The organism is Lysobacter soli (assembly GCF_009755585.1).
Lineage (GTDB): Bacteria > Pseudomonadota > Gammaproteobacteria > Xanthomonadales > Xanthomonadaceae > Lysobacter_J > Lysobacter_J soli.
The window spans coordinates 644,487-664,011 of the sequence record NZ_CP046603.1 but is presented as its reverse complement, the minus strand read 5'-3'; the positions used below and the strand labels follow the sequence as shown (position 1 = coordinate 664,011).

At 68.9% G+C, this 19,525-nt stretch carries 24 protein-coding genes; 11 read left to right on the top strand and 13 right to left on the bottom strand.

Features of this window, described 5'->3' with window-relative positions:
• The first annotated feature begins 1 nt into the window (after position 1).
• From GOY17_RS02945 to GOY17_RS02910, 8 genes are read left to right on the top strand one after another with little or no spacing between them, the layout of a single operon-like run.
• Positions 2-142 (top strand): cbb3-type cytochrome oxidase subunit 3, encoded by a 141-nt coding sequence (locus GOY17_RS02945; protein WP_115841254.1) that lies wholly within the window; start codon positions 2-4, stop codon positions 140-142.
• Positions 139-1,071: a cytochrome-c oxidase, cbb3-type subunit III gene (gene ccoP / locus GOY17_RS02940; RefSeq protein ID WP_157029268.1), complete on the top strand. Its 933-nt coding sequence runs from the start codon at positions 139-141 to the stop codon at positions 1,069-1,071. Before GOY17_RS02945 ends, ccoP begins: the two co-directional genes overlap by 4 nt.
• 23 nt (positions 1,072-1,094) lie before the next feature.
• The gene (locus GOY17_RS02935; RefSeq protein WP_157029267.1) at positions 1,095-1,388 is read left to right on the top strand and encodes a hypothetical protein; all 294 of its coding nucleotides are present in this window, start codon (positions 1,095-1,097) and stop codon (positions 1,386-1,388) included.
• An 11-nt stretch (positions 1,389-1,399) separates the two neighbouring features.
• Positions 1,400-2,953, top strand: coding sequence for a 4Fe-4S dicluster domain-containing protein (locus GOY17_RS02930; protein WP_157029266.1), 1,554 nt, complete (start codon positions 1,400-1,402; stop codon positions 2,951-2,953).
• Positions 2,953-3,462: a FixH family protein gene (locus GOY17_RS02925; protein WP_157029265.1), complete on the top strand. Its 510-nt coding sequence runs from the start codon at positions 2,953-2,955 to the stop codon at positions 3,460-3,462. Before GOY17_RS02930 ends, GOY17_RS02925 begins: the two co-directional genes overlap by 1 nt.
• A gap of 2 nt (positions 3,463-3,464) precedes the next feature.
• Positions 3,465-5,870: a heavy metal translocating P-type ATPase gene (locus GOY17_RS02920; protein ID WP_157029264.1), complete on the top strand. Its 2,406-nt coding sequence runs from the start codon at positions 3,465-3,467 to the stop codon at positions 5,868-5,870.
• On the top strand, positions 5,867-6,067 hold the full coding sequence (ccoS, locus tag GOY17_RS02915) for a cbb3-type cytochrome oxidase assembly protein CcoS (RefSeq protein WP_157029263.1): 201 nt from the start codon (positions 5,867-5,869) through the stop codon (positions 6,065-6,067). Before GOY17_RS02920 ends, ccoS begins: the two co-directional genes overlap by 4 nt.
• Entirely contained in the window at positions 6,057-6,800 is a 744-nt protein-coding gene (locus tag GOY17_RS02910; protein ID WP_157029262.1) for a sulfite exporter TauE/SafE family protein, read from the top strand. Before ccoS ends, GOY17_RS02910 begins: the two co-directional genes overlap by 11 nt.
• 12 nt (positions 6,801-6,812) lie before the next feature.
• Here GOY17_RS02910 and fnr read toward each other — a convergent pair whose 3' ends face one another.
• Both fnr and GOY17_RS02900 read right to left on the bottom strand, forming a co-directional pair.
• Positions 6,813-7,577 (bottom strand): fumarate/nitrate reduction transcriptional regulator Fnr, encoded by a 765-nt coding sequence (gene fnr, locus GOY17_RS02905; RefSeq protein WP_198173796.1) that lies wholly within the window; start codon positions 7,575-7,577, stop codon positions 6,813-6,815.
• A gap of 315 nt (positions 7,578-7,892) precedes the next feature.
• Complete coding sequence (locus GOY17_RS02900; RefSeq protein WP_157029260.1) at positions 7,893-8,168, bottom strand: hypothetical protein; 276 nt, start codon at positions 8,166-8,168, stop codon at positions 7,893-7,895.
• A 336-nt stretch (positions 8,169-8,504) separates the two neighbouring features.
• Between GOY17_RS02900 and GOY17_RS02895 the strand changes: the two genes are divergently transcribed.
• Positions 8,505-9,038 carry an outer membrane beta-barrel protein gene (locus tag GOY17_RS02895; protein WP_157029259.1) on the top strand — a complete coding sequence of 178 codons (534 nt, stop codon included), beginning with the start codon at positions 8,505-8,507 and terminating at the stop codon, positions 9,036-9,038.
• 139 nt (positions 9,039-9,177) lie between these two features.
• A complete protein-coding gene (locus tag GOY17_RS02890) occupies positions 9,178-10,473 on the top strand; it encodes an APC family permease (protein WP_157029258.1) in 1,296 nt (431 codons plus the stop codon).
• 13 nt (positions 10,474-10,486) lie between these two features.
• Here GOY17_RS02890 and GOY17_RS02885 read toward each other — a convergent pair whose 3' ends face one another.
• The 9 genes from GOY17_RS02885 to GOY17_RS02845 form a co-directional block, all read right to left on the bottom strand.
• On the bottom strand, positions 10,487-11,314 hold the full coding sequence (locus GOY17_RS02885; RefSeq protein WP_157029257.1) for an N-acetylmuramoyl-L-alanine amidase: 828 nt from the start codon (positions 11,312-11,314) through the stop codon (positions 10,487-10,489).
• A 20-nt stretch (positions 11,315-11,334) separates the two neighbouring features.
• A complete protein-coding gene (gnd, locus tag GOY17_RS02880) occupies positions 11,335-12,294 on the bottom strand; it encodes a phosphogluconate dehydrogenase (NAD(+)-dependent, decarboxylating) (protein ID WP_425482282.1) in 960 nt (319 codons plus the stop codon).
• Positions 12,295-12,364: 70 nt separating this feature from the next.
• On the bottom strand, positions 12,365-12,778 hold the full coding sequence (locus tag GOY17_RS02875) for a hypothetical protein (protein ID WP_157029255.1): 414 nt from the start codon (positions 12,776-12,778) through the stop codon (positions 12,365-12,367).
• Positions 12,779-12,854: 76 nt separating this feature from the next.
• Positions 12,855-13,271: a hypothetical protein gene (locus GOY17_RS02870; RefSeq protein ID WP_115841240.1), complete on the bottom strand. Its 417-nt coding sequence runs from the start codon at positions 13,269-13,271 to the stop codon at positions 12,855-12,857.
• Between the two features lie 81 nt (positions 13,272-13,352).
• Positions 13,353-13,904, bottom strand: a complete 552-nt coding sequence (locus GOY17_RS02865; protein ID WP_157029254.1) for a lipocalin family protein — start codon at positions 13,902-13,904, stop codon at positions 13,353-13,355.
• A gap of 109 nt (positions 13,905-14,013) precedes the next feature.
• Complete coding sequence (locus GOY17_RS02860; protein ID WP_157029253.1) at positions 14,014-14,229, bottom strand: hypothetical protein; 216 nt, start codon at positions 14,227-14,229, stop codon at positions 14,014-14,016.
• 138 nt (positions 14,230-14,367) lie between these two features.
• The gene (locus GOY17_RS02855) at positions 14,368-15,957 is read right to left on the bottom strand and encodes an ATP-dependent DNA ligase (protein ID WP_157029252.1); all 1,590 of its coding nucleotides are present in this window, start codon (positions 15,955-15,957) and stop codon (positions 14,368-14,370) included.
• On the bottom strand, positions 15,954-16,952 hold the full coding sequence (locus tag GOY17_RS02850) for a ligase-associated DNA damage response exonuclease (protein WP_157029251.1): 999 nt from the start codon (positions 16,950-16,952) through the stop codon (positions 15,954-15,956). Before GOY17_RS02850 ends, GOY17_RS02855 begins: the two co-directional genes overlap by 4 nt.
• A 6-nt stretch (positions 16,953-16,958) precedes the next feature.
• Positions 16,959-17,339 carry a VOC family protein gene (locus GOY17_RS02845; protein ID WP_157029250.1) on the bottom strand — a complete coding sequence of 127 codons (381 nt, stop codon included), beginning with the start codon at positions 17,337-17,339 and terminating at the stop codon, positions 16,959-16,961.
• A 161-nt stretch (positions 17,340-17,500) separates the two neighbouring features.
• Here GOY17_RS02845 and GOY17_RS02840 point away from each other — a divergent pair, with 161 nt between their 5' ends.
• Positions 17,501-18,271, top strand: coding sequence for a response regulator transcription factor (locus tag GOY17_RS02840; protein WP_115841234.1), 771 nt, complete (start codon positions 17,501-17,503; stop codon positions 18,269-18,271).
• 359 nt (positions 18,272-18,630) lie between these two features.
• Here GOY17_RS02840 and GOY17_RS02835 read toward each other — a convergent pair whose 3' ends face one another.
• Both GOY17_RS02835 and GOY17_RS02830 read right to left on the bottom strand, forming a co-directional pair.
• Positions 18,631-18,840, bottom strand: a complete 210-nt coding sequence (locus tag GOY17_RS02835) for a dodecin (protein ID WP_115841233.1) — start codon at positions 18,838-18,840, stop codon at positions 18,631-18,633.
• A gap of 127 nt (positions 18,841-18,967) precedes the next feature.
• Complete coding sequence (locus GOY17_RS02830; RefSeq protein ID WP_157029249.1) at positions 18,968-19,507, bottom strand: hypothetical protein; 540 nt, start codon at positions 19,505-19,507, stop codon at positions 18,968-18,970.
• Positions 19,508-19,525: the final 18 nt, after the last annotated feature.

Sequence of the window (19,525 nt, the reverse complement as noted above, 5' to 3'; positions counted from 1 at the left end):
CATGCTGTCCGGAATCGTCACGACGATCCTGCTGGTGCTGTTCGTGGCCGGCTGGGTGTGGGCCTGGAGCCCGAAGCGCAAGAACGAATTCGACGCGGCCGCGCAGCTGCCGCTCGATGAAGACCGGGAGAAACGGCAATGACCACCGGCTGGTCGATCTATGTCATCGCGATCGTCGCGATCAACATCCTCGGTTGCGTCTGGCTGATCTGGTGGACCGGCAAGCGCCGGCCGGGCGATCCCGCCCCCACCGACACCAGCCACGTGTGGGACGGCAACCTCACCGAGTACAACAAGCCCATGCCGCGCTGGTGGGTGAACCTGTTCTACATCACGATCGTCTTCGCGATCGTGTACCTGGTCTGGTATCCGGGACTGGGCGCGTTCGCGGGCGTGGCGAAGTGGACGTCCGCACGCGAACAGGCCGCCGACAAGGCGCGCGACGATGCGAAGCTCGAACAGACCTTCGCGCCGTACGCGGGCAAGTCGATCGACGTGATCGCACGCGATCCGAAGGCCGTCGCGCTGGGCCGTTCGATCTTCAACAACACCTGCGCGACCTGCCATGGCTCCACGGCGCAGGGTGCGGTTGGCTACCCGAATCTCACCGACCAGATCTGGCATTGGGGCGGCACGCCCGACGACGTGCTGCACTCGGTGCTGGAAGGCCGCGAAGGCGTAATGCCCGAATGGGGCAAGGTGCTCACCGGCATGGGCGGCGACAACGCGGTCGATTACGTGGTCGCCTACGTCCGCACGCTGTCGAACCCGGACACCATGCAGAACAACTACATGGCCGCGCAGGGCAAGGCGCTCTACAACGGCGTGTGCATCGCGTGCCACGGCGTGGACGGCAAGGGCAATACCGCGATGGGTGCGCCCGACCTCACCGACGACTACTGGCTCTACGGCAACAGCAGCGAGAGCCTGCGCCACACCATCGAGAACGGCCGCCACGGCGTGATGCCCGCGTGGCGCAACACGCTCGGCGAGACGCGCTCGCGCCTGGCCGCGGCGTATGTCTGGTCGCTGTCGCATCCCACCCAGTCGACGGTGACCGCGACACGTTGAACTACTGAGGCGAGCACGCTGCCATGAGCCAGCCAGCACCGCGATTCGACCACCCGCCCCGACCGCTCTCGCAGCGGCTCGGGGCGATCCTGTGGCCCAGCTTCTTCGCCGCGTGTGTCGCGACGATGGTGTTCTTCGCGTACGTAGATCCGCTAGCGCTGCGCGACATGACCTTCCCGCACCTGCCGATGACACGCACGCTCGGGTACAGCCTGGGCTTTTTCATGTTCTGGATCGCCACCGCCGCATCCAGCGCCTTCACCTGGGTGCTGCTGCGCCCGGCCAGCCGTTTCAACGGGCCGCTGCGGCCCGAGTAGTCCATACCGCGATGAACAAGAAGATCTCGATCGACCTCCTCGACGACGGCGGCAACGCGCTGTACGTCAGCGAGCGGAAGATCTACCCGCGCAGCGTGAGCGGCGTGTTCCAGACCTGGCGCAACGTCGCGGTCGTCGTGCTGCTGGGCATGTTCTACGTGTTCCCGTGGTTGCGCTGGGACGGCCGCCAGGCGGTGCTGTTCGATCTGCCGGCACGCAAGTTCTACGTGTTCGGCCTCAACTTCTGGCCGCAGGATTTCTTCCTGCTCGCCGTGCTGATGATCATCGCCGGCCTGTCGCTGTTCTTCTTCACCGCCATTGCCGGGCGCCTGTGGTGCGGCTACGCGTGCCCGCAGACGGTGTGGACGGAAGTGTTCCTGTGGATGGAGCGTTGGACCGAAGGCGACCGCAACGCGCGCATGAAGCTCGACGCCGCGCCGTGGAGCGGCCACAAACTGCTGCGCAAGGGCGGCAAGCACGTGCTGTGGCTGGTGTTCGCGCTGTGGACCGGCTTCACCTTCGTCGGCTTCTTCACGCCGATCACCGACCTCGCCGCACGCGCCCTGTTCTTTGGCAATGCGCCGGGATGGGGCGGCTGGGAAACGTTCTGGGTGCTGTTCTACGCGTTGGCGACGTGGGGCAACGCGGGCTTCCTGCGCGAACAGGTCTGCAAGTACATGTGCCCGTACGCGCGTTTCCAGAGCGCGATGTTCGACCGCAACACGCTGATCATCGCCTACGACCCCATGCGCGGCGAACCGCGCGGCCCGCGCAAGCGCGGTCTGGGCAGCGTGCTGGAACGCGCCCGCGGCCTGCTCGATCCCGCCACCGCCTACGACTACGTTTTCCGCGCGGCGCGGCAAGGAAACGCGGTCACGCTCGGTGCCGCGGGCACGACCGCCGTCACCGACGTCGGCCTCGTCGCGCAGCCGCTGCCGAAGTTCGACCCTGAGCAGTTGGGCGACTGCATCGACTGCACGATCTGCGTGCAGGTCTGCCCGACCGGCATCGACATCCGCAACGGCCTGCAATACGAGTGCATCGCATGCGGCGCCTGCATCGACGCCTGCGATTCGGTGATGGACAAGATGGGCTACCCGAAGGGCCTGATCCGCTATTCCACGCAGAACGCCATCGACGGAAAGCCCACACGCGTGGCGCGTCCCCGCGTGCTGCTCTATGGCGTGCTGCTGCTGGCGCTGTGCGCGGCGTGGGCGTGGGGCGTAGGCCATCGCAGCCCGCTGATCGCCGAGGTGCTGCGCGATCGCAACGCGCTCTATCGCGAAGCCGCCGACGATCGCATCGAGAACACCTACACGCTCAAGCTCGTCAACAAGGATGTCGCGCCACGTGCGTTCCGCATCCGGGTACAGGCGCCGGCCGGCATCGAACTACGCGGCGGGCCGCAGACGGTGAATGCCGACGCCGAGCAGGTGCTCAACCTTCCGCTGGTGCTGTCCGCGCCCGAGGGCGTCCGCGGCAAGCAGGCGGTGACCTTCCATGTCGAACGCGTCGACGGTGCCGCGAACGCCGACGTGGCCTCGACCTTCTTCGGACCGATGTGATGAGCCTGGCCGTGAAATTCCGCAACCCCGTGATGTGGCTGGTCATCGGTCTTCCGTTGCTGTCGATCGTGGCCGGCGTCGGGCTCGTCGTCGTCGCGCTGCGCAGTGGTGGCGACGATGCGGTGATCGACACCGTGCAGCGCACGGCGCAGATCCAGACGACCGAACTCGGTCCCGACGAGCGCGCAAGGTCGATGAAACTATCGGCCGTGCTGCATGTAGACGCGAAAGGGGTCGATCTGCTGCCCGTCGGCGGCGGGTTCGCGAATGGCGACGTGCCGCGCGATGTACCGCTGTTGCTCACGCTCTCGCATCCGAGCGATGCCTCGCGTGATGTGCGTGTCGACTTGAAGCCCAGCGAACTCGGCTGGCACGCGGATCTCGCACTCGAAACCGGCCACGACTGGCTGCTGCAACTCACGCCCGCCGACGCGCAGTGGCGCCTCCGGGGCCGCCTGGTCGCCGGTCAGGGCGCAGCGCATCTGGCGCCGGCGCTCACAGGCGAATAGCGATGGATGCGGCGCTGCCCCTGCGCGATACCCGCACCGCCGACATCGGCGCCTGCCACCACTGCGGCGAGACGCTCGCGTCCGACGCCATCCGGGACGGCGACCGCTCGTTCTGCTGCAACGGTTGCGCTGCGGCGTCGACGTGGATCCGCGAAGCCGCGCTCGGCGACTACTACGCGCTGCGCACCTCGCCCGCCGGGCGCGTGCAGGTCGATGCGTCGGACTTCGGCGCGTGGGATCGCGACGTCGTGCTCGCCGAACACGCGCGCGTCGTTCCCGGCGGCCGCGAGATCACCGTGCTCACCGACGCGATGCGCTGCGCCGCCTGCGCGTGGCTGATCGATCGCGCACTGCGCCGGCATCCCGGCGTGCTCGACGCGGGCGCCAATGCGGTGACCGGTCGCGTCGTGGTCGCGTGGGATCCGCAGCGCGTTGCGCTGTCGACGCTGATGCAACGACTCGCCGCGCTCGGTTATCGCCCGTGGCTGGCGACCGGCGACGCGCGCGAACAGGCGCAGCGCCGCGAACGCCGCCGCTGGCTGCTTCGACTGGGCGTAGCGGGACTCGGCGCGATCCAGGCGATGATGTTCGCCGAAGCGCTGTATCTGGACACCGCGCAGCAGATGCCGGTCGCCACGCGCGATTTCTTCCGCTGGATCACCTTCCTCGTCTCCACGCCGGTCGTCTTCTATTCCGGCTGGCCGTTCCTGGAAGGCATGTGGCGCGAACTGCGTGGCCGCCGTGTCGGCATGGACACGCTCATCGCCGGCTCGACCCTGCTGGCGTACGTCGCCAGCCTCGTCGAAACGCTGCGCGGCGGCGCGCATGTCTGGTACGACGCGGCGGTGATGTTCGTGCTGCTGTTGCTGGTGGCGCGCATGTTCGAACAGCGCGCGCGGGGCATCGCCAGTGCGCAGGTCGATGCGCTCGCGCGGGCGCGTCCGGCACTCGCGCTGCGCGAACGCAAGGATGGCTCGACCGAGCAGGTTCCGCTGGGCGAAATCGCCATCGGCGACGTGTTGCGCGTGGCGGCGGGCGAAGCGGTGCCCGCCGACGGCGTGCTGCTCGATCGCGCCGCGTCCTTCGACGAAGCACTCATCACCGGCGAATCCACACCGGTCCGCCGCGAAGCCGGCGACGCCGCGCTCGCGGGCAGCGTCTGCCGCGAGCACGCGGCGCGCCTGCGCGTCGTGCGCACTGGCGCCGACACGCGTCTTTCGCAGCTCACGCGTCTGGTCGAACAGGCGCAATCCGCACGTCCGCGACTGGCGCGGGCGGCCGAACGCGTGGCCGGCGGATTCGTCGTCGCGCTGCTGCTGTGCGCCGTCGCGACGTTTGCGTGGTGGCACGTGCACGAGCCCGCACGCGCGCTCGAAGTCACGCTCGCGCTGCTCGTCGTGAGCTGCCCGTGCGCGCTGTCGCTGGCCATCCCGACCGCGCTGACGACCGCGCACGGCGCCCTCGCCCGCATCGGCGTGCTGGGCGTACGCGAGGATGCGCTGTCGACGCTGGCCCGCGTGGATCGCGTCGTGCTCGACAAGACGGGGACGCTCAGCAACGGGCGTCCGGAGCTCGACAGCGTCGCGACATTCGGGAACCTCGACGCGATCGATGCGCTGTCGATCGCTTCCGCGCTCGAGCGCGGCAGCGCGCATCCGCTCGCGCAGGCATTCGCGCACATCGCGGCCGCTCGCGCGGCGCACGGCGTGCAGGCCGTGGCCGGCTGCGGCATCGAAGGCGATATCGAAGGCGTGCGCTGGCGCCTCGGCCGCGCGGACTTCGCCGCCAGACAGGCGGACGATGGCGCGCTGTGGCTCGGCGACGGGACGCGTGCGTTCGCGCGCATCACCGTCCGCGAAACCATGCGCTATGGCGCGCGTGAGGCCGTCGCCGCACTGCGCGAGGCCGGCATCGCGGTGGAACTGTGCAGCGGCGATGCCACCGAGGCGGTCGCGAGCTTCGCACGACAGGTCGGCATCGACGACGTCCTGGCGCGGCAATCGCCCGAGCAGAAGCTCGCCCGCGTGCGCGAGGCGCAGGCGCGCGGCGACGTGGTCGCGATGGTCGGCGACGGGATCAACGACGCGCCCGTGCTCGCCGGCGCCAATGTTTCGCTCGCCATGGCCGAAGGCGCCGCCCTCGCGCAGCGCGCGGCGGATCTCGTCGTGACCAGCCCGTCGCTGCTGCGCGTGCCGCAGGCGATCGCGGTCGCGCGGCGCACGCAGCGCATCATCCGGCAGAACCTCGCCTGGGCGCTGGGCTACAACGTGCTGGCGATTCCGCTGGCCGCGACGGGACACGTGACGCCGTGGATCGCGGCGCTCGGCATGGCCGGCTCGTCGCTGCTGGTCACGCTGAACGCGCTGCGGCTGAGCCGCGGCCAACGCAACGAAAGGAGAGCCGCATGAACATCCTGCTGCTGCTCGTGCCGATCAGCCTGGTGCTGCTGGGTATCGCGATCGCCTCGTTCGTCTGGGCGGTGCGCCGCGGACAGTTCGACGACCTCGACACGCCGGCCATCGACATTTTGCGCGAAGACCCGCTGCCGTCGCCGGTTCGCGATCCGGCGAGCGAATCCACTGAGGTCGATCAGCATGCCGATTGACTGGCTGACGCTCGGCGCGGCATCGCTCAGCGGCTTGCTGGGCGGCGCGCACTGCGCGGCGATGTGCGGCGGCATTGCGACGGGCTTTTCCGTGAGCGCGCAGCGCGCTGGAGCCGCGACGGTGCGACGCTCGATCGCGCCGGCGCTCGAAGCGAACCTCGCGCGCATCGGCGGCTATGTCATCGCCGGTGCGATCGCCGGCGGCCTCGGCCACGGCATCGTCGGTGTCGCGCGGATGGACGGGCTGGCGACCGCGCTTCGCATGCTCGTCGGGCTGGTGTTGATCGTCGTCGCGCTGCGTCTGTTCGATCGACGCGGGCGTTTCTCGGCGCTCGGCGGCCCAGGTGCGCGCATGTGGGCGTGGTTGCGTCCGCTGCAGCAGCGGATGTTGCCGGCGGATTCGCGCGCCAAGCGCATCGGCCTGGCGGTGTTGTGGGGCTGGCTGCCGTGCGGGCTGAGCACGACGCTGCTCGCTGCCGCGTGGCTGCAGGCGAGCGCACTGCACGGCGCGCTGACGATGCTCGCGTTCGGCGTCGGCACGTTGCCGGTGATGCTGCCGCTGACGTGGAGCGGCGCGCGCCTAGGCCGCTGGTTGCAGACGCGTTGGCGCAATGCGGGCGCGGGACTGGTGATGGTCGCCGGACTGCTGACGCTGTCGGCACCGTGGCTGATGCAGGTGCCCGAACTGCACGCGGTGCTGTCCGCGCTGGGATGCGTCACGCCGTCGGCGTGAGCTCCGACCCGATTACGGCGCGCTGCGCGTCCGACGCGGGCGCGGGGCGTCGTCCTCGGCGCCGTGCGCGAGTCGCGTGAGTTCCTCCAGGTCGACGATGTCCACGCGACGCCCATGCACGTCGATCACGCCGTCCTCCTGCAACCGCGTGAAGCCGCGGCTCACCGTTTCCAGCGCGAGGCCCAGGTAACGCGCGACGTCCTCGCGGCTCATCGGCAGCCTGAACTGCGTCGCCGACTGGCCGATCTGGCGGAAACGTTCGCCCAGGCCATGCAGGAACAACGCGATGCGTTCGTTCGCCTGGCGCCGCACGAGCATGCCCATGTGGTCGTGGTCGCGATTGAGGCTGTGGCCGATGACGCGCAGCAACTGCTGCTGCAATCCCGGCAGTTGCGCCGCGACTTCGGTGAGCTGGTCGAACGGCACTTCGCACACGTTCGCATCGCCCAGCGCCACTGCTTCGCAGCGATGCGAACCGCCGCCGAGCGCGTCGAGTCCGATGAGTTCACCCGGGAGATGGAATCCGAGCACCTGCTCGTCGCCGTCCTCGCTCAGCGTGACCGTCTTGAACGCGCCGTCGCGGGCGACGTAGACCGAAGCGAGCGAGTCGCCGATGCGGAACAGGCGCTCGCCGCGCGAGATGGTGCGGCGTCGACGGACGATGTCGTCCAGGCGATCGAGTTCAGGCCCGCTGATGCCCGCCGGCAGGCAGAGCTGCTGGAGCGAGCACTGGGAACAGCTGCGGCGCAGGTGCGCAAGATCCAAGGGACTGTTCATCGTGTGCCATTGTCGCATGCGGGGCTGTACAGCCGCCGGTTGGAACCGCGGGGCGAATTGTCCATGGCAGGCATGCAGGAAAGCGAAAGGCGGCCGAAGCCGCCTTCCGCGCCACACGCCCGAAGTACCCGGCCCTCTGCGGGGCCTCGCGACGCGCCCCGCAAGACGGGGCACCCGCAACGCGAATGTGCGCCCGTGTCGATGAACCACGCCGTCATCGCGGCAGCGGCGTCGACATGCGCTTAACGCCATTCATTGCGGTTTCTGCTTGCGGCGGGGCCTCGCGCGACATGCGTCACGAATCAGCCCGATACGTCACTGGGTGCGCGTGCGCATCATGCGTTCGGCCGCGTCACGCTCGGCCTGGCTCTTCTCGCTGTTCCTTTCGTCTGCGCGCTGCTTGGCGGTCTTGCACACGCGTTCGACCTTGTTGCTACCGGTGCTGCGGATGCGTTCGCAGACGAGGCGCTCCTCCGCCGCGGGCTTGCCGGCAACGGCTTCGTCGGCCTTCGCGGGAGTGGTCGTTACGGCCTGTTCGTCAGCGAAGGCCGGTCCGGCGAACAACGCTGTCGACAGTACGAATGCGAGCATGCATGTCTTCATGATTCCCTTCCCCGTTGCGTTTGATGGTGATCCTGCCGACGGCGGCGCTTCATGCACCCGGCGCATGCGGCATCTGGACCGATCTTAGGAGCACATCCGGCGCGCAGCCCCGGCCGTGCACGAACCACCGGATTCGGCAAAGAAGGTGAAGACCGGGTTCCAAGGGCGGGACAGTGTTTCCCCGGATCCCGCTCTTTGTTCTGCGCACGCAACGCCCATCTCCTTCGTGCAGCGATGGCCGCCCAGGCATTCCGCCAGGACCCGTCGCGTTGAAGCGCCGCTCCCTCCCCCCGATGGCGGCGCGCATGCAGGAGTCGATTCGCAATGAAGAAGAACAAAGTGCTCTCCACCGCCCTGGTCGCCGTCATCGCCAGCGCCGCCGCCTTCGGCGCGCAGGCCGCCGACAAGGGCTTCTACGCCGGCGCGGGTGTCGGCCAGTCCTATGTGGACGAAGGCGCATACGATGACGAGGACACCGCGTATTCGGTCTTCGGCGGCTACCAGTTCAACCGCTATTTCGGGCTTGAAGGCGGCTACGCCGACTTCGGCAAGCTCGAGCCGCGCGGCACCGGCACGCCGCTGGAAGCCAGCTCGGTCTACCTGACCGCCGTCGGCACCGTTCCGGTCACCGACCACTTCTCGATCTACGGCAAGGCCGGCGTGCAGCGCTGGGACCTGGACCGCGCGATCCCGTCCATTGTCGGCAACACGGACGACAACGGCACCGAGCCGACCTACGGCGTGGGCGTGCAGTACCGCTTCACCGACAACGTCGCGCTGCGCGGCGAATACAGCCGCTTCGAGGTCGAGGACACCGACCTGGACCTGGCGCAGATCCAGCTGCGTTACGACTTCTGAGTCGAACGCGCTGACAGCACGGACCGCGAAGGCCGCCGGTGCGAACCGGCGGCCTTTCGCGTTCGTGACGCGCTGCAGCTGGCGGTGCGCCGATGCGACGGGCACTCTGGGCGCCAGCCGACCACGGGGAAACACCGCGTTGGACAGCACGCCCACGGATCCACGCACCACGCCCGGAACGCTGCGCGCCGTGAGCCGATGGCAGATCGTCGGCCTGTCGATCAACGACGTCGTCGGCAGCGGCATCTACCTGCTGCCGGCCGCAGCCGCGGCGCTGCTCGGGCCGGCGAGCCTGTGGGCGGTGCTGCTCGCAGGACTCGCGGTAAGCCTGCTGGTGCTGTGCTACGCGCAGGCGGCGAGTTATTTCGATGCGCCCGGCGGCGGTTATCTCTACGCGCGCGAAGCGTTCGGTCCCTTCATCGGCTTCGAAGTCGGCTGGATGCTGCTGCTCACGCGCGTCGCCACCGCCGCCGCGCTCGCCAACGGCCTGGCCGAGGCCGTCACGCACTTCTGGCCCGCCGCCGACGCCGGCTGGGCGCGCGTATCGATCGTGAGCGGCTCGATCGCGTTGCTGGTGGCGATCAACGTCGTCGGCGTGCGCGCGGCCGCGAACGCGGGCGTCCTGCTCGCCGTCGGAAAGCTCGTGCCGCTCGCGTTGTTCGTCGCGATCGGCGTCTTCTTCGTCGACACCTCGCTCGCCGCACCGTCCACCGCGCCGCTCACCGCGCGCCCACTCGCCGAAGCCGCGCTGTTGCTGCTGTTCGCCTACGCCGGCTTCGAGAACCTGCCCGCCGCCGCCGGCGAATACCGCAATCCGCGCCGCGACGTGCCCTTCGCGTTGCTGACGATGATCGCCACGGTGACGTTCGTGTACGTCAGCGTGCAGTGGGTCGCGCTGGGCACGCTGCCGGATCTCGCGCATTCGTCGACGCCGCTTGCGGAAGCCGCATCGCGCTTCTCCGGCGAAGGGCTCGCGCTGGTGATGACGGTCGGCGCGAGCATCTCGATTCTGGGCACCAGCAGCAACACGGTGCTGATGGCGCCGCGTTACCTGCTGGCGTTGTCGCAGGACGGCTACGGGCCGCGCTGGCTCGGCGCTATCCATCCGCGCTTCCGCACGCCGGCCGTTTCGATCGTGCTGATCGGCGCGGTGTCGCTCGGGCTGGCGCTGTCGGGATCGTTCGTGCAGCTCGCGCTGTTGTCCGTCGTGTCGCGACTGTGCACCTACCTCGGGACTGCGGGCTCGGTGCTGGTGCTGCGGCACAAACACGGCGATCGTGAAGGCGCACTGCGACTGCCCGGCGGGCCGTTGATACCGGTCGCGGCGATCGTGCTCAGCCTCGCGCTGCTGGCGAGCGCGCAGGCGGCGAACCTCATCGCCGCGGCTATCGCGCTGGTGATCGGCGCGGTGGTCTATGCGTTCCGGCGGCGGTGAAGCGCCTTCCCCGTCAAGGTGACGGCGTCGTTATGGGAACGACCGCGGGCTCCGGCATGTCCATCAGCTGCTTCTGCAGATCGAACAGGATCTCCGCATCGCCCGGCAGCCACTGCGATGCCTCGTTGCCGCGATAGTGGCGATGGAACGCGCGCACCGCCGCTTCCGGATCGCGCAGGTCGTATCCGACCAGCCGCATCGCCGCCCATGCATCGAAACCCGGCGGCGGCGGCGCCAGCGGCGCGCGCGGCCACAGGCCATACCCGGCGTCGGCCAGGCGCTTCCACGGGAACAATGCGCTGGGGTCGCGCTTGCGCACCGGCGCGATGTCGCCGTGGCCGATCACCAGGTGCTTCGGGATATCGAGCCGCCAGGTGATGTCGCCGAGCAACCGCAGCAGCGTGGCGATCTGCGCCTCGGTGAAGGGCTCCACGCCGTCGTTGTCGATCTCGATGCCGATGGACGCGGAGTTCAGATCGCTCACGCCTCCCCAGCGCGATGCGCCCGCGTGCCAGGCGCGTTCCGTTTCGTCGACCAGCTGGTACAGCACGCCATTGTCGCCGATCAGGTAATGCGCGCTGACGCGACCACCCAGGTTCCGCGTCTGCAGCGTAAGCAGCGCCGCCTCCGCGCTTTCCATCTCCGTCTGGTGCAGCACGATCATCACCGCGTTGCGTGGATCGTGGTTCGGCGAAGGTCGCCACTGCGCGAGCGGATTATGCAGCGGCTTGAGCGGTTGCAGAGGCTGCGGCGTCGGCAGCGGTTGCGGCTTCGGCGGCGCCGCCGCGCATGCGGCCAATGCCAGCGCGACGAGGACAGGCGCGATGCGATGCGGTTTCATGCGCAGGAGGCCGGGCAAGCTCACTCCTTTCGGATCGCGTGCCCACCGAACTGCGCGCGCATCGCGGCGAGCAGCTTGTCGGCGAAGGAATCGTCCTCGCGCGAACGCAGGCGTTCGAGCAGCGAGAGCGTGATCACCGGCGCCGACACATCCAGTTCGATCGCCTCGGCCACCGTCCAGCGGCCTTCGCCCGAATCGGATACGTACGGCGCGATGCCCGCCATGGTCGGGTTCTCTTCCAGCGCGTTCGCGCTCAGGTCCAGCAGCCACGAACGCACGACGCTGCCGTGTCGCCATATCTGTGCGATCTGCCCCAGGTCCAGCGCGAAATCCGTGCGCTTCTGCATGATCGCGAAGCCTTCGGCGTAGGCCTGCATCATTCCGTACTCGATGCCGTTGTGGACCATCTTTGTGAAGTGGCCCGCGCCCGTCGGGCCGACGCGGCCCCAGCCGCGATCGGCTGCAGGCGCAAGCGCCTCGAAGATCGGACGCAGGCGATCGACGACCGCTTCATCGCCGCCGACCATCAGGCTGTAGCCCTCGCTCAGCCCCCACACGCCGCCGCTGGTGCCGCTGTCGACGTAGGCGATGCCGTGTTCGGCGAGCATCGTTCCGCGACGCACCGTGTCCTTGTAGAACGAATTTCCGCCGTCGATGATCGTGTCGCCACGGGCCAGCTGCGGCAGCAGGTCGGCGATGGTGCGATCCACCGGATCGCCCGCCGGCACCATCATCCACACCACGCGCGGTGCAGGCAGGCGTTCGATCATGTCGGCGAGCGATTCCACCGGCTCGATGCCGCCCTGCGCCGCGCGCTCGCGCGCCTGCGCGCCGGGATCGAAGCCGACCACGCGATGCCCGCGTTGCACGAGCCGCTGCGCCATGTTCGCGCCCATGCGGCCCAATCCGATCATGCCCAGTTCCATCCGCGACTCCGATGCGAGGCGGCCTTCGCCGCGATGGCGACAAGGATGGCGCATGCGCGCGCGCAGTTCATCCCCGGCGCGCACATCGCCTCGCCAATGCTAAGAACGCGTGAACGTCGCGCCGTCAGCGCGCGTCGCAGCGCCCGTACCGCAGCCCCATGCTCTTCGCGCCGACGATGGGCTCGGCTGTGGGCACGTAATCGCGCAGCGGTACATGCAGGCCCTTGGCGTCCTCGAAGACGTACAGCGAGAAGTCGTCGCCGAGGAACTCGACGCGATAGCCCTCCGGCACCGGCGAGGTCGGCGCGGCGCCGAAGCTGGTGTACGAGTCCATCGTCGCGCGCGTGCGCAGCGTGCGCGCACCGCTGGCGATTTCCAGCCCGTCGGCCGCGATGCGCACGCGCGGCGCCGCGGCGTTGCCGCAGTCGGGCGAGTACGTACCGCCGTAGAGTTTCAGCGACTCCGGGCGCAGGTCCTGCGCGAATACCAATTGCGCGGCGACGCACGCGAGCGCGATGGCGAGGCATGAGTGGCGCATGGCGTCGATCCTCCGGCTTCGGTGACCGGACCAACGCGGCGCATGCGGGATGGCGGCCAGCCCGGCCGCTTGGGCGTCAGTGCGGCAGGGACGGCGTCACGACAGGCGCGAGCGGCTCGCGCTCGACGCGTTCCTGCTCCAGCGCGGCCAGGTGTTCCTCCAGCGTCCGGCCGAGCGCGGCGGCTTCCCGGCCGGCGGCATTGAGCAGCGGCGCGGAGGCCTCCAGGCGCAGCTCGCGGCCATTGCGTTCCTGCACGGCGACCACATGGCGCAGCATCGCCAGCGCCATCGCGGCGCTGTCGCTGCGCGCGGCGACCTGGCTGCCGAGTACCAGCAGCCATTCGCCATCGCGCCAGCCCACGCCGCCGATCGCGGTGTCGTCAGAATCCAGGAGCTGCGCATGGGGCTGCAGCGCATCCCCGAGGCGGCGGATCGGCCGGCTCGGTTCCTTCTTCTTGCGCGCGTCGCGCTTGGCCTTGGAATTGCGTGACATGAGGGCTCGCGATCGCGTTCTGGCCGCGCATTCTAGGCCGATCGCGTCGCCGGCGGCGCGGCGATGCGATCGGCGGGCCGCTCAGCGCAGCGGCGCCATCACCTTCAGCTCGCGCAGGTTGTAGCCCTTCATCGCGGCCGACGCCTTAAGCCGCTCGAACAGCGCGCGGTTCATCTCTGGCTGACGGGAGAGGATCCACAGGTTCTCGCGCTCGGGCCCGCCGACGATGGCCCACTGGTATTCCGGGTCGAGATCGACCACCCAGTAGTCGGCCCAGGTCATCGGCAGCCACGCCAGCCATTCCGGCGCGAAGCGCACTTCCAGCGCGCCGGGCTTGCCGTCGACGGGGCGCGCCACGCCCTCGGACACATCGGTCGTGCCGTCCTTGACGCGGCACGCATTGCGCACCCCGACGGTGCCGTCGGGGTTGGGCGTGTAGGTCGCGGTGATGTCGCCGACGCAATCGCGCTGCCAGAACATCGGAAGGTGCGCGATCTCGTGCCATTGGCCGGCATAGCGCTGCAGGTCGAGCTGCTCCACGGGCACGTTCACCTGTTCCTGCGCACGCGCCGGCATCGCCAGCGCGACGAGAACGGCGATGGACGACACCATCAGGTGCGCGAAACGCGGCATGGCAGGCCCTCGTTGGTCGGACCTGCAGATTCACCGTGACAACGTCGTTTTTACGTGAGCGGTGAAACGCGCTTCACGCGCGCTTCAGCGCCCGGCTTCGACCGCGAGCTCAACGGAACGGCGATAGCGCCGTGGTGCCGCACACCGACGAGACGGCGTGGTTGTGGAAGCTCGCGCGGCGACGGCGACGCTCGAGCCTTGCATCGCGTTCACGCTTGCGCGCTTCGTCCTGCGTCGTGTCGGTTTCGACGCCGGCCAGCGACAGCGCCAGCTCGGGGTCATGGATATGGCCCTGGTTGAACAGCAAACCGGTGAAGAGGTTCATGTCGCGACTCCATGTCTTTCGGGGTGCGACCATGCTGCGCCTGCGCCTACGACCGAAAAAGCGAGCATTTCGGAACGCTTTCTTGAATGGGATTCAAGGCTCGGAAAGCCCCGCATTTTCGCTGCGGATGACGCGCTTTCAGCGTGCCAGCGCACGCAAGGTTTCGAGCCGGTCCGCTTCCGGCGCCGGCTTGTCGTGGCGCCAGCGCAGGATGCGCGGGAAACGCACGGCGATGCCCGACTTGTGCCGCGTGCTCACGTTCACCGCTTCGAATCCGAGCTCGAACACGTGCTGCGGCGTGACCGCACGCACCGGACCGAAGCGCTCGATCGTGTTCGCGCGGATCCAGCGGTCCAGCGTGAGGATCTCCTCGTCGCTCAGGCCCGAATATGCCTTCGCCACCGGCACCAGCGCATCGCCGTCCCACAGGCCGAAGGTGTAGTCGGTGAACAACGTGCTGCGGCGGCCCGATCCCGGCTGCGCGTACAGCAGCACCGCATCGATAGTGAGCGGATCGATCTTCCACTTCCACCAGTCGCCACGCCGGCGCCCGGTGCGATACGGCGAATCCTTCCGCTTGAGCATCAGCCCTTCGACGCCGCGTTCGCGTGCGCTTTCGCGAAGTATTGCGGCCTCGCTCCAGTCGCGTGCGTCCACGCGCGGCGAGGTGACGATCACGCGACTGTCGAAGCGCGACAGCAGCTCATCGAGCAGCGCGCGCCGCTCGTGCAGCGGGCGTTCGCGCAGGTCTTCGCCGTGCAGTTCGAGGAGGTCGTAGGCGAGCACGCGCGCGGGCGTGTCGCTCAGCGTCTTCGCACCGGGCTTCCGGCGCTGGATACGCGTCTGCAACGCGGTGAACGGCAGCGGGCGGTCGCCTTCGCGCCAGCCCAGCAGTTCGCCGTCGATCACCGCGTCGTCGGGCAGGCGCGTCGCGGCCGCTTCGATCTCGGGGAAGCGCCCGTCCAGCCGCTCCTCGCCGCGCGACCAAAGCGCGATCTCGCCTTCGCGACGGATCAGCTGCAGGCGGATGCCGTCCCACTTCCACTCCAGCAACCAGTCGTCGACGGGCCCGAGCGCGTCGGGTTCGACTTCCAGCGGCGAGGCGAGAAAAAACGGATACGGCTGGCGGCGGTCGCTTTCCAGCACGCCCGCCGACAGCAGGTCCTCGAGGAACTGCGGTGTCGGCGTCCACGCGCCGAGCATGCGCTGGGCGATCAGCGCGATGTCGAGCCCCGACAGTTCGGCGAGCGCCTGCTGCACCAGCCGCTGCGAGACGCCCACGCGCAGCGCGCCGGTGAGCAGTTTGTTGAACAGCAGGCGCTGGTCGGTCGGCAGCGTGCGCCAGCCTTCGACGACCGCGGCGTGGCGCAGTTCCGGCGCCTGGTTCGCGACGGGCAGCAGGTGCAGTTCGATCCACTGCGACAGCGTGCGCTCTGGCGCCGCTTCGTCCGGATCGTCGAGCAGCAGCGCCAGCGTTTCGGCCAGGTCGCCCACGTGCCCGTGGCTTTCCTCAACCAGCCACGATGGGAGGCCGCTTTCGGCGACGATCCACTCGTGCAGCTCGCGCGTGTTGGCGATGCGCGACAGCTTGCCGCCCGACAGCAGCCACAGAGCCCATGCCGCATCGGCCGGCGGCGCGTCGCGGAAGTAGGCGATCAACGCCGCGCGCTTGTCGCTCGTCGCCGTGCTCTGGTCCAGTTCGCGATAGAGATCGGCGAAGCGCTTCATGCGTCGTCGCCGAAGCTGGTCCGCAGCGTCTTCGCATCGACGCCCTGCTCGCACAGCGTGCGCACCAGCGCGTCCGTCGTGCCGTGCGTGGCGAATACGCGACGCGCGCCGGTCTGTTCGATCGTGCGCAGCAGGTCGGGCCAGTCGGCGTGATCGGAAATCACGAAGCCGCGATCGTAGTTGCGACGACGACGATTGCCGCGAATGCGCATCCAGCCCGAGGCGAACCCCTGCTGCGCACGGCGAAAGCGTCGCAGCCACGGACTTCCGGCCGCAGACGGCGGCGCAAGCACGAGGCGCCCCGCGTGGTCGGCACGCGCTCCCTGTTCGGAGACCAGTTCCGTCGCTGCCATCGTGATGCCTGCCGCGCGATACACCTCCACGCCCGCGGCGATCGCGCCGTGCAGCAACGGCGGCGGCTCGTCGAACGCGGCCAGTTCGGCCAGCACGCGCTGCGCCTTGCCCAGCGCGTAGCAGAACAGCACTGCCGCTTCGCCGCGCGCCTCGCAGGTGCGGCGCCATTGCACGATCTCCGCGACGACGTCGCGCGTGTCCGGCCATCGGTAGACCGGCAGCGCGAAGGTCGCCTCGGTGATGAATGCGTCGCACTGCACGACTTCGAACGGCGCGCAGGTCGGATCGTGCTGGCGCTTGTAGTCGCCCGACGCGACCCAGACCTCGCCATCGACCTCCACGCGCACCTGCGCCGAGCCCAGCACGTGGCCCGCCGGATGCAGCGACACGCGCGCCCCGTTCATGTCGAACGGCTCGCCGTGCGCGTGCTCGACGATCCGCTGATCGCCGAGCCGCCAGCGCAGGATCGGCGCCGTGCCCGGCGTGCAGTGGTACTCGCCCATGCCCTCGCGCGCGTGGTCGCCATGGCCGTGCGTGATCACCGCGCGCGGCACCGGCAGCCAGGGATCGATGTGGAAATCGCCGGCGGGGCAGTACAGCCCTTCGGGTCGCAACTGGATGAGATCGCTTGCCTGCGGCATCGCTGCTCAATGGCCCCGCATGCCGCCACGCTCGGCAAAATCCGGCCGCTGCGGCGGCAGGACGCAGAAGCGGTGGCCGGTCGGCGCCTCCATGACCCACCAGGTGCGCACCTGCGCGATGCGGCGCGCGCCGAGCGCTTCCAGGCGACGGACTTCGGCCTCGACGTCGTCGGTTTCGATGTCCAGATGAACGCGGCTGGGATGCTCGACGCGCTGCAGCAGGATGCGCGGCTGGTCGGTCTCGACGTCCAGCTGCCGGTAATGCGCGTCCTGCGGATCCGACAGCGTGGAAGCGCGATGACCGAGCGCCGCTGCCCAGAACGCCGCGGCGCGCTCCAGGTCGCCGTTGCAGTCGATGATGATCTGTCCCAGGCGGCTGCGATGCATGCGCGGGACTGTATCGACGGGGCGATCAGCGAGCGGTGAACCGTGCGCGCCGTCGCGTCTGGCTGCCCGCCGCGTCGCGATCGCGTTACCGCTCACATCAATTTCACGACCAGATTCGCAGCCTTCACGCACAGCGTTCCCACATTCCTTAAGGAGACACCATGAAGGCGGCCGGCGGACTCATCCTCATCGTCGAGGATCACATGGCGATTGCAGAGATGGTCGGTGAATTCCTCGAAGCGCGCGGCTATGAAGTCGACTTCGCGCGCGACGGCGCCGACGCACTGCGACTCACCGCGGAAAACACCTACGACGCGATCATCCTCGACCGCACGCTGCCGCGCCTGGACGGCCTGGACGTGTGCCGTCGCATCCGCGCCGAGCAGCGCCGTTCGACGCCGGTGCTGATGCTCACCGCGCGCGACACGCTCGACGACAAGGTCACCGGCCTTGAAGCCGGCGCCGACGATTACCTGACCAAGCCCTTCGCGATCCAGGAACTGGAGGCGCGCATCGCCGTGCTCATCCGCCGCGGCCGCAAGGCGATGGGCGGCGGCGTCCTGCGCGTGGCCGACCTGGTGCTGGATCCGGAAGCGATGACCGTCCACCGCGACGGCATGGAACTGCACCTGTCGCCGACGGGCTTCCAACTGCTGAGCATCCTCATGCGCGAATCGCCGCGCGTGGTGTCGCGCCAGGAAATCGAGCGCGAAATCTGGAAGGGCGAATCGCCCGACTCCGACACGCTGCGCAGCCACCTGTACAACCTGCGCAAGACGATCGACCGTCCCTTCGACAACCCGCTGCTGCACACGATGCAGACCGCCGGCTACAAGGTCGCCGACCTGTCCGGTTCGAAGACCGTGCGTGACAGTGCACCGGCGCTGGCGGCGACGCCGCGTTATGCCGAAGCGGCGGTCAGCGCGCACTGAGTGCGTGCTTCAGCCCCTCTCCCGCCGGGAGAGGGTTGGGGGTGAGAGAAGCGGCGCCGCGGTGCCCATGCGCTGCGGTCCTGGGTCCCGGCGTTCGCCCGGATGACGATGTAGCCCCTCTCCCACCGGGAGAGGGGTTGGGGTGAGGGGTAACGAAGCGACAGCGGTGAACCATCCCGCGACCGCAGCGCTGCGCGGGTGCTTCTTTCGCGAAGATCAACCTGGTTCGCGCTTTCGCTGCAACGACGACGAGTTGGTTCACCGGCGACGGAGTGCCCCTGCGCTGCGGGCCTGGATCCCGGCCTTCGCCGGGATGACGGCCGCGGCCCATCAGGGCAACAGAAGCCCAAGCGCGCCCCTCACTCCTCCAGCGTGAACCCCACCTTGATCGTCACCTGCCAGTGGGCGACCTTGCCGTCCTCGACGTGGCCGCGGACGTCCTGCACGCAGAACCACTTGATGTTGCGCACCGTCTCCGACGCGCGCTCGATCGCGCGGCGGATCGCATCGTCGGTGCTCGTCTTCGACGAGCCGGTCAGTTCGAGGTGCTTGTAGACGTGTTCGCTCATGGTCGCTCTCCGGGTGGGGGTTCGGACGGACTACGCGGATGCCTGCAGCGCGCGTGGCGCGCGCCGCCCGATCATAGTCCCTGCCCGCCCCCACGCCCGTGATGCGCGCCGGTCGTCGACGAACGCGCTAGAGGCAATCCGCGCCGCCTTTCAGGCAGGCGGCGTTGCGATCGCCCAGCGCCTTGGCGTCGGCTTCGCGACGCGCGCGGCGTTCGGCGGCGGTCATGCAGACGGTCTCGGTGCGGTTGCTTCCGATCTTGCGCGTGCGCTCGCACACGAGCTTCTCTTCCGGCGCGCGGTTGACGATGGCGGAGATCGATTCGAGCGAGTTGAACACGACGATGCGATCGGCCTCGGGCAGCTCCGTGATCGCGCTGCGGTCTCGCAGCAAGGTGAAGACCTTGTCCTGCTCGCGCAGCAGCGTGGCGCGCTCGGTGGCGGGCATGTCCTTGTACCGGCCGCTGCGCTGTTCCACCTCGACGCGGAGCTGCCGCTGCTGGTCGAGGATCGCCGTAGCATCCATGTTCGGATGGATTTCGTTTGCCGCGGCCGGCACGGCGGCAGAAATCGCCAGCGCCAGCGTGAAGACGGCCTGCCTTGCGAAGTACCTGAGCATTCCCTGTTCCCCGGTCGAAAGTCTGCCGACCGTACCGGCAAGGCGAGGCACCGTCCAGTGCAAACCGGG